Here is an 18,614-nt window from a genome sequence, read left to right as displayed (position 1 = left end):
GCGGGGCAGCCCCGCCGGGGAATGCGCGCGGGCCGCACGCGTTGAACCCGGTGTGAGTTCCGCGATCAGCTCCACCCGTTTCTCCGTGCTCGACCGCTCCCGCACCCGGGAGGGGCACCCGGTCGGCGAGGCGCTGCGCGACACCGTGCGTTTCGCGCGGGAGGCGGAGCGGCTCGGCTACCACCGGTTCTGGGTGTCGGAGCACCACGGCGTGCCCGGTGTCGCCGGTTCCGCGCCGACCGTGCTGGCCGCCGCCGTGGCGGGCGCCACCCGGACCATCCGGGTGGGCACCGGCGGGGTGATGCTGCCCAACCACCGGCCGCTCGTCGTCGCCGAGCAGTTCGGCGTGCTGGAGTCGCTGTTCCCCGGCCGGATCGACATGGGTCTGGGCCGTTCGGTCGGCTTCACCGGCGGGGTGCGCAAGGCGCTGGGCCGGGACAAGGAGGATGCCGAGGACTTCGAGGCCCAACTGGCGGAATTGCTGGGCTGGTTCCGCGGGAGCTCCCCCACGGGCGTGCACGCGCGTCCCGCCGAGGGGCTGACCGTGCCGCCGTTCGTCCTGGCCATGGGCGAGGGGGCGGCCGTCGCGGCCCGCGCGGGCCTGCCGATGGTCATCGGCGACCTGCGCGACCGGGAGAAGATGCTGCGCGGCGTCGAGCGCTACCGCGCGCACTTCCGTCCCTCGCCCTGGGCGAGCGAGCCGTACGTGGTGATCTCCGGCACGATCGCCGTGGCCGCCACCCGTGAGCAAGCCCGGCGGCTGCTGATCCCGGAGGCCTGGTCGATGGCGTACTCCCGCACCCACGGCACCTTCCCGCCGCTGCCGCCCGCCGAGCGCGTGGAGGCGCGGACGATGACCGGCAAGGAGCGCGGCCTCTACGAGTCCGGGCTCACCGGGCAGCTCGCGGGGACCGAGGAGGAGGTCGCCGAGGAGCTGGAGGGGTTGCTGAAGGAGACCGAGGCCCAGGAGGTGCTGGTCACGACCAGCGGGTACGACCGTGACGCGCTGCTGGACTCCTACCGGCGGCTGGCCCGGATCGCGGGGCTGACCCCGGCGCACGGGGACGGCGGGGCACCTGGGGACGGTGGAGCGCCTGGGGACAGCGCGACGCCTTGGGAAGGCGCGGCGTAGAATCGCGGGGTTTGTCCCCCCTTCCCCCACCTTCCCCTTCCCCAGGCACGCACGGAGACCCCCGCATGAGCACCCCGCACGACCCGTACGTCCGCGTCCGCGGTGCCCGCGAGCACAACCTGAAGGGGGTCGACGTCGACATCCCCCGGGACGTGGTGGCGGTGTTCACGGGTGTGTCGGGCTCCGGGAAGTCGTCGCTGGCGTTCGGCACGATCTACGCGGAGGCGCAGCGGCGCTACTTCGAGTCCGTCGCCCCGTACGCCCGCCGGCTGATCCACCAGGTCGGCGCGCCGAAGGTCGGGGAGATCACCGGGCTGCCGCCGGCCGTGTCGCTGGAGCAGCGGCGCTCGGCGCCCACCTCGCGGTCCTCGGTCGGCACGGTCACTCATCTGTCCACCTCGCTGCGGATGCTGTTCTCCCGCGCGGGCGAGTACCCGCCGGGAGCCGAGCGGCTGGACTCGGACGCGTTCTCGCCGAACACGGCGGCGGGGGCGTGCCCGGAGTGTCATGGGCTCGGGCGGGTGCACCGTACGACCGAGGAACTGCTGGTCCCCGACCCGTCACTGTCGATCCGGGAGGGCGCGATCGCCGCGTGGCCGGGTGCCTGGCAGGGCAAGAACCTGCGCGACATCCTCGGCGCGCTGGGCTACGACGTGGACCGGCCGTGGCGTGAACTGCCCGCCGAGCAGCGGGAGTGGATCCTGTTCACGGACGAGCAGCCGGTGGTCACCGTGCACCCGGTGCGGGACGCGGACCGGATCCAGCGGCCGTACCAGGGCACGTACACGAGCGCCCGCCGGTATGTCATGAAGACCTTCGCGGAGTCCAGGAGCGCCACGCTGCGGGCCCGGGCGGAGCGGTTCCTGACCAGCGCGCCGTGCCCCGCGTGCGGGGGCAGCCGGCTGCGTCCGGAGGCGCTGGCGGTGACGTTCGCGGGCCGCACGATCGCGGAGCTGGCGGCGCTGCCGCTGGCGGAGCTGGCGGACGTGCTGGAGGCGACGGACGCGACCGCGCGGGCGCTCACCGACGATCTGAAGGCGCGGATCGCGCCGGTCGTGGAGCTGGGTCTGGGCTATCTCAGCCTGGACCGGGCGACCCCGACCCTGTCGGCGGGCGAGCTGCAGCGGCTGCGGCTCGCCACCCAGCTGCGGTCGGGGCTGTTCGGGGTGGTGTACGTCCTCGACGAGCCGTCCGCGGGGCTGCACCCGGCGGACACGGAGTCCCTGCGCACGGTGCTGGAGCGGCTGAAGGCCGCGGGGAACTCGGTGTTCGTGGTGGAGCACCATCTGGACGTGGTGCGGTGCGCCGACTGGGTCGTGGACGTGGGGCCGCGCGCGGGCGAGCACGGCGGGCGGGTGTTGTACAGCGGCCCGGTGGACGGCCTGGCCGCGGTCCATGAGTCGGCGACGGCCCGCTTCCTCTTCGCCTCCTCTCCCCCCGCGGCGCGTGCGGTACGGCGCCCCCGTGGGCAGGTGAAGGTCGGTCCCGTCACCCGGCACAACCTGCGCGACGTCACGGCCGAGTTCCCGCTGGGGGTGTTCACGGCGGTCACCGGTGTGTCGGGGTCCGGGAAGTCCACGCTCGTCGGGGAGATCACCGCCGAACTGCCGGGCGTGGGGCGGCTGGTGACGGTGGATCAGAAGCCGATCGGCCGCACCCCGCGCTCCAACCTGGCCACGTACACCGGACTGTTCGACGTGGTGCGCAAGGTGTTCGCGGCCACGGACGCCGCGCGAGAGCGGGGGTACGGCGTCGGCCGGTTCTCCTTCAACGTCGCGGGAGGGCGCTGCGAGACCTGCCAGGGCGAGGGGTTCGTCAGCGTGGAGCTGCTGTTCCTGCCGAGCACGTACACGCCGTGCCCGGACTGCGGCGGGGCCCGCTACAACGCCGAGACGCTGGGGGTGACCTACCGGGGCCGGAACATCGCCGAGGTGCTGGACCTGACCGTCGAGTCGGCGGCGGACTTCTTCGCCGGGACCCCGGCCGTGGCCCGCAGTCTGCGCACCCTCCTCGACGTCGGCCTCGGGTACCTGCGGCTCGGGCAGCCCGCGACCGAGCTGTCCGGCGGGGAGGCGCAGCGCATCAAGCTGGCGAGCGAGCTGCAGCGCGGGCGCCGCGCGCACACCCTGTACCTCCTGGACGAGCCGACGACCGGGCTCCACCCGGCCGACGTGGAGGTGCTGATGCGGCAGCTCCACGGCCTGGTGGACGCCGGGCACACCGTGATCGTCGTCGAGCACGACATGTCGGTGGTCGCGGGCGCGGACTGGGTGATCGACCTGGGTCCCGGCGGTGGCGCGGAAGGCGGCCGCATCGTGGCCGCGGGCCCGCCCGCCGAGGTGGCACGGGCCCCAAAGAGCCGGACGGCGCCCTACCTGGCCCGCGCACTGCCGTGAGGCCTCCTCACGCCACCAGCGCCGCGTGGGTCCAGCGCGGCTCCGGAGTGCGGGCCGGCTGGGCGGCGTGGGCCAGGGAGCGGCGGTCGGGGTGGGTGCCGGGCGGGATGAGGGGGCGTACGTCGACCTCGGCGATCAGGTGCCGGGCCGTCGCGACGCGCCACAGCGACGCGAGGAGGGAGTCGTTGCCGACGAACGCGGCGGCGGTGCCGGGCGAGCCGTCGGCGAGGCGGTAGCGCAGCCGCACCGGCTGGACGGGCGCGCCCGCGTCCAGCGCGGCCTGGAACACGGCGCGCCGGAACTCGCCCTGGGCGCGCCCGCACCAGGTGCTGCCCTCGGGGAACACGCCGACCGCCGCGCCGGAGCGCAGGGCCGCGGCGATCCGGGCCACCGTCCCGGGCAGGGCGCGCAGCCGGTCCCGGTCGATGAACAGCGCCCCGCCGCGCGCGGCCAGCGCTCCGGCGACCGGCCACCGCCGTATCTCGGTCTTGGCGAGCATCCGGGCGGGGCGGACGGCGGCCAGCAGCGGGATGTCCAGCCAGGAGATGTGGTTGGCGACCAGCAGCACCCCGCCGTCGGGCGGCGCGGCCCCGCTGATCCTGACCCGCACCCCCGCGGCCCGTACGAGCGCCCGGCACCAGTGTCGTACCAGGCCGGCCGGGAGGCGCCCGCCCAGCGGGGACAGCGCGACGCCGGCCAGGAGCAGCACCGCGACCGCCGTGAGCCGCAGCACGGCGCGGGGCGCGGCCGCGGCGCCGCCGGGGGCCGGGACGCAGGCGCGCGGGGTGCAGGGGGCGCCGGGCAGCCAGGCGCTCATCAGGCCGGGACGAGGGAGAGGAAGTGCCGCAGGTAGCGCGGGTGGACCCGGCGCATCGACAGCAGCACGTACAGGTCGGCGACGCCGAAGTCCGCGTCGAGCGCGGCTTGCCCGCACACCCAGGCGCCGAGGCGGAGGTAGCCGCGCAGCAGCGGCGGCAGCTCGGTGCGGCCGGCCGGCCGGGCCACGCCGTCGGCCGTCCAGGGCAGCAGGGGGCGTACCCGGTACTGCTCGGGGGCGAGGTGTCGCTCGCGCACCCGGTCCCAGGTGGCCGCCGCGAGGGCGCCGCCGTCGGTGAGCGGGATGGAGCAGCAGCCCGCCAGCCACTCGTGGCCCCGGTCGGTCATGTAGCGGGCGATGCCGGCCCAGATGAGGCCGATCACCGCGCCGTCCCGGTGGCCGGGGTGGACGCAGGAGCGGCCGACCTCGACCAGGCCGGGCCGGATCGCGTCGAGCGGGGCGAGGTCGAACTCGCCGTCCGAGTACAGCCGCCCGGCCACCGCGGCCCGTTCGGGCGGCAGCAGCCGGTAGGTGCCGACGACCTGTCCGGTGAACTCCTCGCGCACCAGCAGGTGGTCGCAGTACGCGTCGAAGGCGTCGATGTCGAGCCCCGGCTGCGGGCTGGTCAGCAGGGCGCCCATCTCGCCCGCGAAGACGTCGTGCCGCAGCCGCTGCGCGGCCCGCACGTCGTCCTCGTCCCGGGCGAGCGTCACGGTGTAGCGGGTGGGCGCCGCGGGCTGCGGGGGGCGGTCGAGCGTGGACACACCGGTCATGGCTCACTCCTGGTACGGCCGGAAGGGGGCGGAGGTGGTACACCCCGTTTCTTCCGAGGCCGTCTGGCCGGTACGTGACCGGTGACGGGAGCGGGGATGTGGGGTCGTTGAACGGAACGCGGCCGTGCGGACCCCGCCATGTCCGGGCGGTGTGTCACCGGGGCGGTGCGCAGCCTTCGAGCCGGCGGCGCGTCTCGGCGGCGTCGAGGACCCGCTCCAGGACGAGGTCTCCTTTCATGCCGGGGAAGAACCGGCCGGCGGGCCAGCCGCGCTCGTAGGGCGGCGGGTCGAGGACGAGCAGCCGGACGCCGTCGACCACGGGTATGTCGCTCGGGGTGCCCTCGTTCCACACCCACTCGCCGCCGGGGGTGACGAGGTTGAAGGAGCCGGTGGTCGGCACCTGGCCGGGCGCGTCCCGGCAGACGGCGGCCTCCTGTGCGGAGGGGGCCCGGCCGGGCACGTGTCCGCCGCCGACGAGGACGTCCGCGAGCAGGGTGTGCAGCTGGAAGTTGTCGCCGATGCCGCTCATCCGCATCGCGTAGCCGGTGCCGGTCGGGCGGTGCAGCACGACCAGCGGCTCGTCGTCGAGGACGAGCAGGGCGTAGGCCAGGCATTTCAGCTCGTGCCCGGTCGCCTCCCGCACGGACTGCACCGCGCGCAGCAGCCGGGCGCGCAGCGAGCCGTCCAGCGCGGTCCGCACCCGGTGGTGGTTGAGCAGGGCGAGGGACCCCATCTCCCACTGCGGCAGGGAGAACCAGGCCAGGGTCTCCTCCGCCCCGGCCCGGTCGAAGAGTGCCGGGTCGACTTCGCCGTCCTGCGGGTCGGGGAACTCCCCTCCGCCGGTCTCCGCCCAGCGTGCGCAGAACTCGCCGACGGCGGCGAGCGTCTCGGCCAGCTCCGCGAAGACCGGGGCGGCGCAGGGCAGCGGGTCGGCGCCCCGCTCCACGCAGGCTCCGACGATCACGGCCACGATCCCGCGCGGCCCCGGCGGCACCTCGGGCAGCAGCGCGGCGAGCCGTGGCGCGGCCTGCGCGACCTCGTGCGGGGCCGCGCCGCCGAGGGTGTGGTGCAGCTGCTGGAAGGCGCGCTCCGCCCGGTCCGGGTCCTGTGCCCGCACAGCGGTCTCGAAGTCCGTCACGGCCTGCGAGAACCGCTCCCTCCCCTGTCCTTGGAAGATCATGACCGGCAGCGTACCGAGGCCGGTCGTACGAGACGGGGCCGGGGAGCACCGGTCCCGGCCCCGCCCGTCCGCACCTTCGGCGAACGTTCACCTCGCGGCGCCCGCGGACGCCGGCTCTTTTCAGGGGGTCACCGCTTCACCTTCCGGGTGGCCCGCAGCCACTCCTTGTTCATGCGGGTGATCGACATCAGCGGGATGCCCTTCGGGCAGGCGGTCGCGCACTCGCCGGTCAGCGTGCACCCGCCGAACCCCTCCTCGTCCATCTGCGCCACCATGTCGAGCACCCGCGTCTCCCGCTCGGGCGCTCCCTGCGGCAGCACGTTGAGGTGGTTGACCTTGGCGGAGGTGAACAGCATCGCCGCGCCGTTGGGGCAGGCGGCGACGCACGCGCCGCAGCCGATGCACTCGGCGTGCTCGAAGGCGTGGTCGGCGTCCGGTTTCGGCACCGGAGTGGCGTGCGCCTCCGGGGCGGAGCCGGTCGGCGCGGTGATGTACCCGCCGGCCTGGATGATCCGGTCGAACGCGGACCGGTCCACGACCAGGTCCTTGATGACCGGGAAGGCCGCCGCCCGCCACGGCTCGATGTCGATGGTGTCGCCGTCCTTGAAGGACCGCATGTGCAGCTGGCAGGTGGTGGTGCGCTCGGGTCCGTGCGCGTCCCCGTTGATGACCAGTGAGCAGGCGCCGCAGATGCCCTCGCGGCAGTCGTGGTCGAAGGCGACGGGGTCCTCGCCCTTGAGGATGAGTTCCTCGTTGAGGGTGTCCAGCATCTCCAGGAACGACATGTCGGGCGAGATGCCGTCCACCTCGTACGTGGACATGGCGCCGTCGGCGTCGGCGTTCTTCTGGCGCCAGACGCGCAGGGTGAGCTTCATGCGTAGCTCCGCTGGGTGGGGTGGACGTACTCGAAGACCAGGTCTTCCTTGTGCAGGACGGGCGCCCGGCCGGTGCCGGTGAACTCCCAGGCGGCGGCGTAGGAGAACGCGTCGTCCTTGCGGGCGGCCTCGCCGTCCGGGGTCTGGGACTCCTCGCGGAAGTGGCCGCCGCAGGACTCGGTGCGGTGCAGCGCGTCGAGGCACATCAGCTCGGCGAGCTCCAGGTAGTCGACGATGCGGTTGGCCTTCTCCAGCGACTGGTTGAACTCCTCGCCGGTGCCGGGCACCTTGATCCGCCGCCAGAACTCCTCGCGGATCTGCGGGATGCGTTCCAGTGCCTTGCGCAGTCCGGCGTCGGTGCGGGCCATGCCGCAGAACTCCCACATGAGTTCGCCGAGTTCGCGGTGGAAGGAGTCGGGGGTGCGGTCGCCGTCGACGGAGAGCAGCAGGTGGAGGCGGTGCTCGGTCTCGGCCACCACGTCCTGGACCACGGGGTGGTCCGGGGTGATCTCCTCGGTGCGCGGGTTGCGGGCGAGGTAGTCGGTGAGGGTGGCCGGCAGCACGAAGTAGCCGTCGGCGAGGCCCTGCATCAGCGCGGAGGCGCCGAGGCGGTTGGCGCCGTGGTCGGAGAAGTTGGCCTCGCCGATCGCGAACAGGCCGGGGATGGTGGTCTGGAGGTCGTAGTCGACCCACAGGCCGCCCATCGTGTAGTGCACGGCCGGGTAGATCCGCATCGGCACCTCGTACGGATCCTCGTCGGTGATCCGCTGGTACATGTCGAAGAGGTTGCCGTACTTGGCCTCGACCGCCTTGCGGCCCATGCGCCGGATGGCGTCGGCGAAGTCGAGGTAGACGCCCTGCCCGCCGGGGCCCACACCGCGGCCCTCGTCGCAGACGTTCTTCGCGGCGCGGGAGGCGATGTCGCGCGGGACGAGGTTGCCGAAGGACGGGTAGATGCGCTCCAGGTAGTAGTCGCGCTCGTCCTCGGGGATGTCGTTCGGCGGCCGGGTGTCGCCCTTGGCCTTGGGCACCCAGATGCGGCCGTCGTTGCGCAGCGACTCGCTCATCAGGGTCAGCTTCGACTGGTGGTCGCCGGTGCGCGGGATGCAGGTGGGGTGGATCTGGGTGAAGCAGGGGTTGGCGAAGTACGCGCCGCGCCGGTGCGCCCGCCAGATGGCGGTCGCGTTGGAGTTCATGGCGTTGGTCGACAGGTAGAAGACGTTGCCGTAGCCGCCGGTGGCGAGGACGACGGCGTCCGCGAAGTACGTGTCGATCTTCCCGGTGACCAGGTCGCGGGCGACGATGCCGCGCGCCCGCCCGTCCACGACGACCAGGTCCAGCATCTCGGTGCGCGGGTGCATCTCGACGTTGCCCGCCGCGATCTGCCGGCTCAGCGCCTGGTAGGCGCCGAGGAGGAGCTGCTGGCCCGTCTGGCCGCGGGCGTAGAAGGTCCGCGAGACCTGGACGCCGCCGAAGGAACGGGTGTCGAGCAGGCCGCCGTACTCACGGGCGAACGGCACGCCCTGGGCCACGCACTGGTCGATGATCTCGACGGAGATCTGGGCGAGGCGGTGCACGTTGGACTCGCGGGCGCGGAAGTCGCCGCCCTTGACGGTGTCGTAGAAGAGGCGGTGGACGGAGTCGCCGTCGTTGCGGTAGTTCTTCGCCGCGTTGATGCCGCCTTGCGCGGCGATGGAGTGGGCGCGGCGCGGGGAGTCCTGGTAGCAGAACTGGACGACGCGGTAGCCCTGTTCGGCGAGGGTGGCGCCGGCCGAGCCGCCGGCGAGGCCGGTGCCCACGACGATCACCGTGTGCTTGCGGCGGTTGGCGGGGTTGACCAGCTTGGCCTCGAAACGGCGCTTGTCCCAGCGCTCGTGGATCGGCCCGGACGGGGCCTTGGTGTCGACGACGGGCGCGCCGGTCGTGTAGTCGGTGTAGTCGGTCATGTTCAGCTCACCACTCCGGTCATGACGCCCACGGGTACGGCGATGAAACCGGCCGTGAGCAGCAGCGCGAGGACGTTGGCGATGGTCTTCAGGGCGCGGTCGCGGGTGCGGCTGGAGACGCCCAGGGTCTGCGCGGCGCTCCAGAAGCCGTGCCGGATGTGCAGGCCGAGGGCGAGCATCGCGACGATGTAGACGACGTTGCCGTACCAGGTGGAGAAGGTGTCGACGACGTTCTCGTAGGGCCGGCCCTCCTGGAAGCCGCCCGGGTGGGTGTGGCCGGTGGTCAGGTCCAGGACGTGCCAGACGATGAACAGGCCGAGGATGATCCCGCCCCAGCGCATGGTGCGCGTGGCGTAAGAGGCGCGCGGCTTCCGGTGCACGTACTTGCTGGGGCGCGCCTTGATGTCGCGGCGGCTGAGCTGGTACGCGGAGACGGCGTGCGCGACGACCGCGGCGAGCAGGACGACGCGGATCAGCCACAGCGTCCACTCGTAGTGCATGAACGGCTCGCCGACCGTGCGCAGCCAGTGCCCGTAGCGGTTGAACTCCTCCGGACCGAAGAAGATCTTCAGGTTGCCGATCACGTGGGCGACCAGGTACAGCAGCATGATCACGCCGCTGACGGCCATCACTGTCTTCTTGCCGACGGTGCTGTCCCAGATCGTGCGTGCCATGGACGGCCGTCGGCCCGTCCGCGTTGCCAGAGCCATGGAACAGCACGCTAGGCGGGCGACACCTCATCGGTCCAAGACATGGTCCGGCTTGATTCGATAGGGCGAACCTATGCTGGGTCGATGCAGTTCCAGCAGCTCCAGTACTTCGTGGCCGTCGCCGAGACCCGGCACTTCACCCGGGCCGCCGAACTCGTGCACGTGGCACAGCCGTCGCTGTCGCAGCAGATCAAGGCGCTGGAGCGGGAGCTGGGCGCGGACCTGTTCCTGCGGGCGCGCGGCAACATCACGCTGACCGACGCCGGGGAGGCGCTGCTGCCGCTGGCGCGGCGGATCCTCGCCGACGCGGACACCGCGCGGCACGAGGTGCAGGAACTGGTGCAGCTGCGGCGCGGGCGGGTCCGGCTGGGTGCGACGCCGAGCCTGTGCACGGGGCTGCTGCCGGACGTGCTGCGCGCCTTCCACGACCGCTACCCGGGCATCCGGCTGCTGATCGAGGAGGGCGGCTCCCACGACCTCGTACGGCATCTCGCGCGCGGCGCGCTCGACCTGGCGCTGGTGGTGCTGCCCCTGCCGACGCCCTCACCGGCGCTGACCACGGTGGAGCTGCTGCGCGAGGACCTGGTCGTCGTCTCCTCGCCGGAGGCGCCCCGGCCCGGCGGCGGGCGGCGCACCGTGCGGATCGCCGATCTGGAGGGTGAACGGCTGGTGATGTTCCGGCACGGGTACGACCTGCGGGAGCTGACCGTGGCCGCGTGCCGCGCCGAGGGCTTCGAGCCGGACTTCGCGGTGGAGGGCGGGGAGATGGACGCGGTGCTGGGGTTCGTGCGGGCGGGGCTGGGGGTCGCCGTCGTCCCGCGGATGGTCGCGGCGCGGTCCGGGCGGGGGCTGCGGGTGACTCCGCTGGCGCGGCCGGGGTTGCATCGGGTGATCGCGCTGGCCCACCGCAGCGATGTGGCTCCGCCTCGGGCTGCACGGGAGTTGCAGCGGATGTTGCTGGAGCGGTGAGGGTGGGGTTTTTGGGGGGCGCCGGTTCGCTGCGGCGGCTCGGCGGGGTGCGAGTGCGTGGTGGCCGGTCGCGCAGTTCCCCGCGCCCCTGAGCGGGATCGCCGGTGCGCTGCGGCGACTCGGCGGAGTGCGGATGCGTGGTGGCCGGTCGCGCAGTTCCCCGCGCCCCTGAGCGGGATCGCCGGTGCGCTGCGGCGACTCGGCCGGGTGCGGGTGCGTTGGGGCTGGGCGCGCAGTTCCTCGCGCCCCTGGGCGGGATCGCCGGTGCGCTGCGGCGACTCGGCCGGGTGCGGCAGCGTGGTGGCCGGTCGCGCAGTTCCCCGCGCCCCTGGGCGGGATCGTCGGTGCGCTGCGGCGGCTTGGCGGGGTGCGGGTGCGTTGGGGCTGGGCGCGCAGTTCCTCGTGCCCCTTCGGAGGCTGGGCTTAGCGATGGTGGGATGCTGCCTGGCGGATGTGTGACAGGGGGATGTGTGCCTGGTCGCAGAGGGTGGCCAGGTCGAAGTAGAGCGACTCGCCGGCCATGAGGCCGTCGCGGAAGGGGACGACATTCGCGAAGGGGACCGCGAAGGTGCCGCCGCCGGGGGGTACGCCCAGCCAGTCGCCCTGGCTGGTGCCGCGCAGGGTGCCCCAGACGGCGAGGACGTCGTCGCCGAAGGTGACGCCCTCGTCCTCGGGGGCGAGGTCGGGGAACGCGGTGAAGTACTGCGACCGGTAGGCGGCGCGCACCGCGTCCCTGCCCTGGCTGCGCAGGCCCAGCGCCTTCGTCTCCAGGAAGCAGTCGGTGACGAAGGTGGCGAGGATGCCGTCGATGTCCCGGGCCGCCTCCGCCGCGCGGTGCGCCTCGAAGAGGCGGCGCATCTCGGTGTTGTCCATGCCCGTGCTCCCAGCCGGGCCCACTCGGGTCCTCTCCCTCGATCGTAGGCCGGGCACCCCCGCCGTGCTCAGCCCGTCGCGTCCGCCATCGCCAGTTCGTGCAGGCGCTCCGGCGGGCCGGGACGGGCGTAGTACCACCCCTGTGCCGTGTCGCAGCCGAGTATGCGCAGCTGCTCCGCCTGGGCGGCCGTCTCGACGCCCTCGACCGTGACCGTGAGGTCCAGGCTGTGGGCGAGGGAGACGATGCCCTCCACGATCTTGAGGTCGACGGGGTCGGCCGGGAAGCGCTGCATGCTCTGGGTGAAGGAGCGGTCCAGCTTGAGGATGCTCACCGGGAGGCGGCGCAGGTTGGCGAGGTTGGAGTAGCCCGTGCCGAAGTCGTCCAGGGCGATGTCGACGCCCATCTCGGCGAGCCGCCGCAGCGGCTTGAGGAGGTCGTCGTCGGCCCCGATGAGGGCGGACTCGGTGACCTCCAGACAGAGCGCGTCGGGGGTGATGCCGGCCGCCTCCAGGATGTCGACGGTGTCCTGCACCAGGCCGGGGTGCGTGAGCTGGCAGGGGGAGAGGTTGACGTTGATGCGCAGCGGGGCGGTGGTGGTGCCGGCGTAGCGTTCGCGCCATTCCTTGGCCTGGCGGACCGACTGCTCCAGGACCCAGCGGCCCAGCGGGACGATGAGGCCGGTGTGCTCGGCGAGCGGGATGAACCGGTCGGGACCGAGCACCCCGTGCTGCGGGTGCAGCCACCGCACCAGCGCCTCCGCGCCGCGTACGCTGCCGTCGTCGAGGTGGACCAGCGGCTGGTACTCGATGAAGAACTCGCCGCGCTCCAGGGCGGCCGGCAGTGCGGTGGTGAGGCCGTGCCGGGTGATCGCGCGGGCGTCGGCCTCGGCGTCGGCCAGCTCGAAGCGGTTGCCGCCCGCCGACTTTGCCCGGTACATGGTGATGTCGGCGCTGCGCAGCACCTCCGCCGCGCTGCGCTCCCCCGCCGGGCCCTCGACGATGCCGATGGAGCCGCGCACGGTCAGCTCCCGGCCGTCGATCCGGACCGGGGCGACCAGCGCGTTCATGATCCGGGACGCCAGCTCGTCGACCTCGCGCTGGGTGTCGGGCCCGGTGGTCAGCGCCACGAACTCGTCGCCGCCGAGCCGGGCGACCATCTCGCCGGGCGCCGTGGCGCAGGCCTGGAGGCGGTCGGCGACCTCGACGAGCAGCCGGTCGCCGGCCGCGTGGCCCAGGCTGTCGTTGATGGTCTTGAAGCCGTCCAGGTCGAGGTAGCACAGCCCGAAGCGCTGGCCGGGGCCCGCGTTGAGGGCCTTCTCCAGGCGCTCGAAGAACAGGGTCCGGTTGGGCAGGCCGGTGAGGGCGTCGTGGGTGGCCTCGTAGCGCAGCCGCAGGTTCAGCAGCCGGCGCTCGGTGGTGTCCTCCATGAGGGCCAGCTGGTACTGGGGATTGCCGTCGGCGTCGCGCAGCAGGGAAACGGTGAGGTTGGTCCACAGGACCGTTCCGTCGGGCCGGTAGAAGGCCTTCTCCACGTGGTAGTGCTCGCGTTCGCCGCGCACCAGCTCCTCGTAGAGCCGCCACACCTGGGGCGCGTCCTCGGCGTGCGTCCAGTCGCGGACGTTGCGGCCGCGCACGTTCTGCTCGCCGCCGCCGAACATCCGCTGCAGGGCGCCGTTGACCTCCAGGATGTTGCCGTCCAGGTCGGCGATGCCGATCCCTATGGCGGCGCCCTCGAACACCGCGCGGAAACGTGCCTCGCTGGCGTGCAGCGCCTGGGCGACCACTCCCTGGGCGCGCAGCGCGGCCTGGGCGATGGACTCCTGCTCGGCGAGGGTGCGTTCGCGCAGTGCCTGGGCGAACCCGGCGGCCATCGCGTGCTGGAGGCGGGACGAACGCGCCCGCAGGTCCTCCTGGTTGCCGCCCTCGCCGCAGTAGAGCACCAGGTAGGCGTCCACGCAGTCCAGGGTGCGGCTGAGCGCTTCCGGGTCGGTGCAGTGCGCGGCGACGAGCGCGGCGCCGACGGCCCGGCCCTCGGCGGCGTCGAAGGCGCGGGCCCGCAGCGCCTCGCTCAGCCGCCGGGCGAGCGGCAGCAGCCGCGCCTCGAACTCCGGCCGGGTCAGGGACGTGACGGTCACCGGGAAGACCGCCCGGCTCCAGATCGTCGCGAACCGGCGCAGTCTGTCCTCCGGCCCGTCCGGCTCCGCGCTCACGCCGTACGCCCCACGCCGGCGAAACCGGAGAAGGCATACGGGTCCTCGTCCTCCGGTGCGGTGTCCGGCCGCCAGTGCGGCATCGGCACCAGTCCGGGTTCCACCATGTCGTACCCCTCGAAGAACCGCGCGATCTCCTCGCGCGAGCGCATGATCAGCGGGTTGCGAATGTCCTTGTATACGTCCACCGCGCCCCCGGCCCGCTCCGCCGGCAGGGGGATTCCCTCGTACGAGGCATGGGTGAGCACCAGCAGGCTGCCGGGCGCCAGTGCGTCGCTCAACTGAGCCACCGCGCCGTACGGGTCGTCCGCGTCCTCCACGAAGTGGAGTATCGCAACGAGGAGGAGGGCCACCGGGCGGTCGAGGTCCAGCAGCCGGGAGACCTGCGGGCTGGTCAGGATGTCCTGCGGCTTGAGCAGGTCCGCGGCGACGACGTCCGCGCTCTCGTTGCCCTCCAGCACCGCCTGGCTGTGCGCGACGGCCACCGGATCGTGGTCGACGTAGACGACGCGGGCGCCGGGACTGGCCGCCTGGGCGACCTCGTGGACGTTGCCGAAGGTCGGGATGCCGGAGCCGATGTCCAGGAACTGGGTGACGCCCTGGTCCACGGCGTAGCGCACCGCGCGGCGCATGAAGGCGCGGTTGGCCTGCATGATCTTGGGGAGTCCCGGCAGGAACTCCATGGCCCTGCGGGCCGCTTCCCGGTCGACCTCGAAGTTGTGCGAACCGCCCAGGTAGTAGTCGTAGATTCGCGAAACGCTCGGCACCGAGATGTCGATGCTCCGTGGGGCCCAGGCGGGACGCTCCATCTATCTCTCCAGGCATAGGCGATCCGGTGTTCGAGCTGAGGCTACTGATCGCCCGCCAAAGGGGCGAGCCGAACCGGAAATTCACCATCCGTTCCCGGTCACTGCCTGCGGCACGTGCCCGAATGGGAGCCCGGTCGTGGCGTTAACTGCCGCCGGATTCCGGAGAGTTCCGGTGCGGGGAAGAAGGCGGCGAGAAGGAACGGAAGGAGAAGTACGGGAGAAAGGAGAAGAAGGAGGGGATTGCCGGAGGAGCGCTGCATGCCGGCACACCGGTCCGCCCCCTGCCGCGGGGAGCGGAAGGGGGCGGAAAGGAAGGGGATGGAGGGGATGGAGGGGAGGGGGGTTGCGGCTACTCCTCTCCCTTCTCCGGCGCGCCGATGGGCTTCCCGTCGGGCGCCACGGCGTACCACGTGCCACCGACTCCCTGGCCGTTGGTGTCACCGGGGGCGTTGTCACCGCTGAAGGTGTAGATGGGCCAGCAGTTGACAGTCTGCTGCTTGGTCCCGTCCGGGCGGGTGAAGCTCATCAGGCCCTTCTTCTGCACCCCTTCGGTGTCGTTCGCCTCGACCGGGGCGACGACGGGCCAGTTCTGGAGGCAGGCGCCGGTGCAGGCGGAGACGGGCTTGGGCCAGGCCTCGTCCTTCATGAAGCGGTAGACGGTCATGCCGTTCTTGTCGACGACGATCTCGCCGAGCTTGGGGTCCTTGCGGGTGGACAGTCCGGGGAGGTCGGCGAGGGTGGCCTTCTTGCCGTCCGGGGCGAGGGCGTACCAGGTGCCGCCGACGCCCTGGCCCTTGGTGTCACCGGCCTTGACGTCCTTGGCGTAGCGGTAGGCCGGCCAGCCGCCGATCGTGAGCTGCTTGGTGCCGTCGGTGCGGGTGACCTCGCCGAGGAGTGCCTTGTCGATGCCCTCACCGGCCGAGGCGTCGTCGGCGGGAACCGGGGGCCAGGCGGTGGCGCAGTCGCCGTCGCAGTTGGACTTGGGCGGTTCGGCGGTGTCCTCGTCGAACCGGTACAGGGTGCGGCCGTCGGCGTCGGTGAGGACGCGGCCGAGTTCGGCGTCGACCGTGACGTCGAGCTTGCCGGCGGGCGCGGCCTGCGCGGCGGCGTCCTGCTGCCCCTCCGCTCCCGTCCCGGCCTCGGTGCCGGCCGCGCCGCTGCCGATCCCGGTCCCGGTTCCGCCGTAGCCGCCGGCCGCGGCCGTCGCGCCGACGTTCTGACTGGCCGGCTGGGTACCGCCGCCGTCCTGGCCGCACGCCGTCGTCAACGCCAGCACGACCACGGCACCCGCCGCGAGTGAGGCGCTCCGCCAGGAGGTCTTCATCGTCAACTCCCCATGATCACAAAGCTGTTGCAGTCGCAGCGCCCTGCTGCGCCGCCGCTCGACATGGGGTACGGGCGGGCGCCGGGGTGTGTTCAACGTGCGGGCGGTTTTCTTGCGTCCGCCCGCGGAACGGGTTTCGCGCGGACCTCGCCCCGGCGTTCGGGGAGCCGAACGTGTGTGGGAGGCGCCGTTCAAACCAGTGGGCCGGTGTTTCCCTCCTTCGGGGCATTCCTCCGGCGACCGGGCATGTCAGGGGTCGCGGAGGGTTCATGATCTTCGGCGTGCATGGATCCGAACCGCCCCATTTCCCCAGGGCCGCAAGGGTGTTGACCCTGACGGCGCTGACGTGGGCCCTCGTCGGCGCGCCGGCCGGCGTGGTGGTCGCCGATGCCTGTGCCTGGACCTCGACCGGGCCGGGAGGCACACAGGCGGTGTCGGTCGCGGGAAGTCTCACGTGCCCGACACCGACACCCACCCCCACCCCTCCCCCGATCCCCACCCCGAAGCCACCCCCGCCGAAGCCGACCCCCACGCCCACGCCCACACCGACGCCCACGCCCACACCGACGCCGACGTCCACTCCGCCGCCGAAGCCCACCCCAAAGCCGCCTCCGGCGCCGGCTCCGGTCCCGAGGCCGCCCGAGCCCCCGTCACCCGCTCCGCCGCCACCGCCCCCGCCGGCTCCCCGGCCCGCACCCGTGCGCCCCACGCCGGCCCCGGCACCCCCGCCCCCGCCCGCCCCGAGCCGGAAGCCCGCACCGACCCCGCGCCCCTCCGCGACCCCGGTGAGCTACCCGGAGTACCGCACGCCACCGCGCCCGCGGCCGGTCCGGAACACCACCTCCCCGCTCACCCACGTCCTGCTCATCACCGTCCCCGCGGTGGTCGCCGTCGCCGCGCTGCGTCCGCGCTGATCCCTGGAGGAATCCGTTGCCGGAATGGCTTGTTCTCACCCTCGCGATGGTGGCCGCCTGCGTGGTGGTAATCCTCATCACCGTGCTGCGCGACCGCACCGCGGGCGACGACGAGGACCCCACCGAGACTCCGGACGTCATCGAGTACATGACGATGTGGATCGGTGTGGTGTACGCCATCGTCCTCGGCCTGGCCATCGCGGGCGTCTGGGAGGCGCGCGGCGCCGCACAGGAGCACGTCCGCGCCGAGGCCCAGGCCCTGCACGAGATCTCGGAGCGGGTGCGGGTCTATCCGCCCGAGGTCCGCGACCGCATTCGGGAGGATGTCAACACGTACGTCGGACACGTCGTCACCACCGAGTGGAAGTCGATGACCGATCACAACAAGGTCACCGAGCGCGGCGACGAGCTGCTGCGGCGCCTCCGCACCGACGTCACCGACTACGAGCCGCGGACCGACTTCGAGGCCCAGGCCTACCAGCCGCTCATGGACCAGGTCACCGCAGCCGACCAGGCGCGCAACGCCCGCGCGGACTCGGCGGCGCCGACCATGCCGGGCGTGGTGTGGTTCGGCCTGATCATCGGGGCCGTGATCACCATCGGGATGATTCTCGCCCTGCAGATCAGGCGCACCCCTCGCGAGCTGATCCTCGCCGTGCTGTTCTCCGCGCTGATCGCCTTCCTGCTGTTCCTCATCTGGGACTTCGACGCGCCGTACAGCCGGGGCATCTCGGCGACGGCGGATCCGTTCCTCGACCTCTTCCCCGACGCCACCCGCTGACGCGCTCCCACGCACCGGGTCCCGGGGGACGGCGGGCCACCACGCCGCCGCCGTCCGCCGGGCGCCGCGCTCGTCGCGGGCTCGCCGGGGCGGCGTACCGCGTCGAGCGCCGCCGCGCCGGCGAGCACGACGGCTGACGTACGCGGACCGCGCCGGCCGCGCCGCCGACCGACCACAGGCCTTCGCCCCGGTGTCCCTGGGAGGGAGCCGGGGCGAAGGTTGGTGCACGTGCGCGATGTCCCGACGGAGCCGCCCGGCCGTCGTGGGGAAGGGAGGGCGGCCGGGTCCGTCCGCTGCCGGATCAGATGCGCTTCTCGGAGCGGCGCCGCATCCAGAACACGCCGCCGCCGATGACGGCCGCCGCGACCAGGCCGCCGCCGATGGCGATGTCGGTCGGGGTGGCGCCGGTGGAGCTGCTGCCGCCGATGCCGCCGCGCACACCACCGAGGACGGTGAAGGCGGCGGGACGGGTCAGGGTGCGGCCGGAGCAGTTGACCGTGATGTCGTACTGGCCGGGGCGGGCGTTGGCGTGGATCGTGGCGGTGCCGCGGGCCGTGTGGTTGGTCCCTCTGACCGGGGTGAGCTTGGTCGTGGGGAACGCCTCGGACGAGGCGGTGCCGCCGTGCGGGCAGCCGTCGACGGTGATCGTCAACTGTCCGCCGGGGGCGATGACGCTGGGCATCGCGACGATGTTGCTCGGGCTGCCGAAGTGACCGTTGCCGCCCTGGTTGCCGTTGCCGCCCTGGTTGCCGTGCCCGCCGTGTCCCCCGTTACCGCCCTGGCCCCCGTTCCCGCCTTGTCCCCCGTTGCCACCCTGGCCCCCGTACCCGCCCTGGTTGCCATTGCCACCCTGGCCCCCGTTGCCCCCCTGGTTGCCATTGCCCCCCTGGTCGCCGTCACCGCCT

The 18,614-nt window shown here is 73.0% G+C and carries 15 protein-coding genes and 1 pseudogene; 5 read left to right on the top strand and 11 right to left on the bottom strand.

The annotated features are described in order from the left end of the window. Positions 1-52 precede the first annotated feature (52 nt). A complete protein-coding gene (locus G7Z13_RS31175) occupies positions 53-1,132 on the top strand; it encodes an LLM class flavin-dependent oxidoreductase (protein WP_166003818.1) in 1,080 nt (359 codons plus the stop codon). Positions 1,133-1,197: 65 nt separating this feature from the next. After that, complete coding sequence (locus G7Z13_RS31170; RefSeq protein ID WP_166003816.1) at positions 1,198-3,528, top strand: excinuclease ABC subunit UvrA; 2,331 nt, start codon at positions 1,198-1,200, stop codon at positions 3,526-3,528. Positions 3,529-3,535: 7 nt separating this feature from the next. Here the strand turns inward: G7Z13_RS31170 and G7Z13_RS31165 are convergent, their stop codons facing one another. The 6 genes from G7Z13_RS31165 to G7Z13_RS31140 form a co-directional block, all read right to left on the bottom strand. Then, positions 3,536-4,345 (bottom strand): lysophospholipid acyltransferase family protein, encoded by an 810-nt coding sequence (locus tag G7Z13_RS31165; RefSeq protein ID WP_166003815.1) that lies wholly within the window; start codon positions 4,343-4,345, stop codon positions 3,536-3,538. After that, positions 4,345-5,118, bottom strand: a complete 774-nt coding sequence (locus tag G7Z13_RS31160; RefSeq protein ID WP_166003813.1) for a GNAT family N-acyltransferase — start codon at positions 5,116-5,118, stop codon at positions 4,345-4,347. The genes G7Z13_RS31165 and G7Z13_RS31160 overlap by 1 nt, the downstream gene beginning before the upstream one ends. Positions 5,119-5,272: 154 nt before the next feature. Then, a complete protein-coding gene (locus tag G7Z13_RS31155) occupies positions 5,273-6,298 on the bottom strand; it encodes a hypothetical protein (RefSeq protein ID WP_166003811.1) in 1,026 nt (341 codons plus the stop codon). 128 nt (positions 6,299-6,426) lie between these two features. After that, positions 6,427-7,173 carry a succinate dehydrogenase/fumarate reductase iron-sulfur subunit gene (locus G7Z13_RS31150; protein WP_166003808.1) on the bottom strand — a complete coding sequence of 249 codons (747 nt, stop codon included), beginning with the start codon at positions 7,171-7,173 and terminating at the stop codon, positions 6,427-6,429. Next, a complete protein-coding gene (locus G7Z13_RS31145; RefSeq protein ID WP_166003806.1) occupies positions 7,170-9,119 on the bottom strand; it encodes a fumarate reductase/succinate dehydrogenase flavoprotein subunit in 1,950 nt (649 codons plus the stop codon). The genes G7Z13_RS31150 and G7Z13_RS31145 overlap by 4 nt, the downstream gene beginning before the upstream one ends. Before the next feature lie 2 nt (positions 9,120-9,121). Beyond that, the gene (locus G7Z13_RS31140) at positions 9,122-9,793 is read right to left on the bottom strand and encodes a succinate dehydrogenase (RefSeq protein ID WP_166003804.1); all 672 of its coding nucleotides are present in this window, start codon (positions 9,791-9,793) and stop codon (positions 9,122-9,124) included. A 120-nt stretch (positions 9,794-9,913) separates the two neighbouring features. Here G7Z13_RS31140 and G7Z13_RS31135 point away from each other — a divergent pair, with 120 nt between their 5' ends. Further along, complete coding sequence (locus tag G7Z13_RS31135) at positions 9,914-10,798, top strand: LysR substrate-binding domain-containing protein (RefSeq protein WP_166003802.1); 885 nt, start codon at positions 9,914-9,916, stop codon at positions 10,796-10,798. Between the two features lie 423 nt (positions 10,799-11,221). Here G7Z13_RS31135 and G7Z13_RS31130 read toward each other — a convergent pair whose 3' ends face one another. The 4 genes from G7Z13_RS31130 to G7Z13_RS31115 all read right to left on the bottom strand — a co-directional run bounded on the left by G7Z13_RS31130 (position 11,222) and on the right by G7Z13_RS31115 (position 16,014). Further along, complete coding sequence (locus G7Z13_RS31130; RefSeq protein ID WP_166003800.1) at positions 11,222-11,671, bottom strand: ester cyclase; 450 nt, start codon at positions 11,669-11,671, stop codon at positions 11,222-11,224. Positions 11,672-11,739: 68 nt separating this feature from the next. Next, positions 11,740-13,881, bottom strand: a complete 2,142-nt coding sequence (locus tag G7Z13_RS31125; protein ID WP_166003798.1) for a bifunctional diguanylate cyclase/phosphodiesterase — start codon at positions 13,879-13,881, stop codon at positions 11,740-11,742. Further along, positions 13,878-14,690: an SAM-dependent methyltransferase gene (locus tag G7Z13_RS31120; protein ID WP_166003796.1), complete on the bottom strand. Its 813-nt coding sequence runs from the start codon at positions 14,688-14,690 to the stop codon at positions 13,878-13,880. Before G7Z13_RS31120 ends, G7Z13_RS31125 begins: the two co-directional genes overlap by 4 nt. Before the next feature lie 349 nt (positions 14,691-15,039). Further along, positions 15,040-16,014 (bottom strand): SCO0930 family lipoprotein, encoded by a 975-nt coding sequence (locus tag G7Z13_RS31115; protein ID WP_166005479.1) that lies wholly within the window; start codon positions 16,012-16,014, stop codon positions 15,040-15,042. Between the two features lie 785 nt (positions 16,015-16,799). Between G7Z13_RS31115 and G7Z13_RS34175 the strand changes: the two genes are divergently transcribed. Both G7Z13_RS34175 and G7Z13_RS31105 read left to right on the top strand, forming a co-directional pair. After that, complete coding sequence (locus tag G7Z13_RS34175) at positions 16,800-16,928, top strand: hypothetical protein (RefSeq protein WP_277347429.1); 129 nt, start codon at positions 16,800-16,802, stop codon at positions 16,926-16,928. Positions 16,929-16,944: 16 nt separating this feature from the next. Then, positions 16,945-17,709, top strand: coding sequence for a DUF4239 domain-containing protein (locus G7Z13_RS31105; protein WP_166003793.1), 765 nt, complete (start codon positions 16,945-16,947; stop codon positions 17,707-17,709). A gap of 301 nt (positions 17,710-18,010) precedes the next feature. Here G7Z13_RS31105 and G7Z13_RS33925 read toward each other — a convergent pair. Next, positions 18,011-18,552, bottom strand: a pseudogene (locus G7Z13_RS33925) (hypothetical protein). Positions 18,553-18,614: the final 62 nt, after the last annotated feature.

Source organism: Streptomyces sp. JB150 (assembly GCF_011193355.1).
Classification (GTDB): Bacteria; Actinomycetota; Actinomycetes; order Streptomycetales; family Streptomycetaceae; genus Streptomyces.
This window is presented reverse-complemented; position numbering and strand designations above follow the sequence as displayed.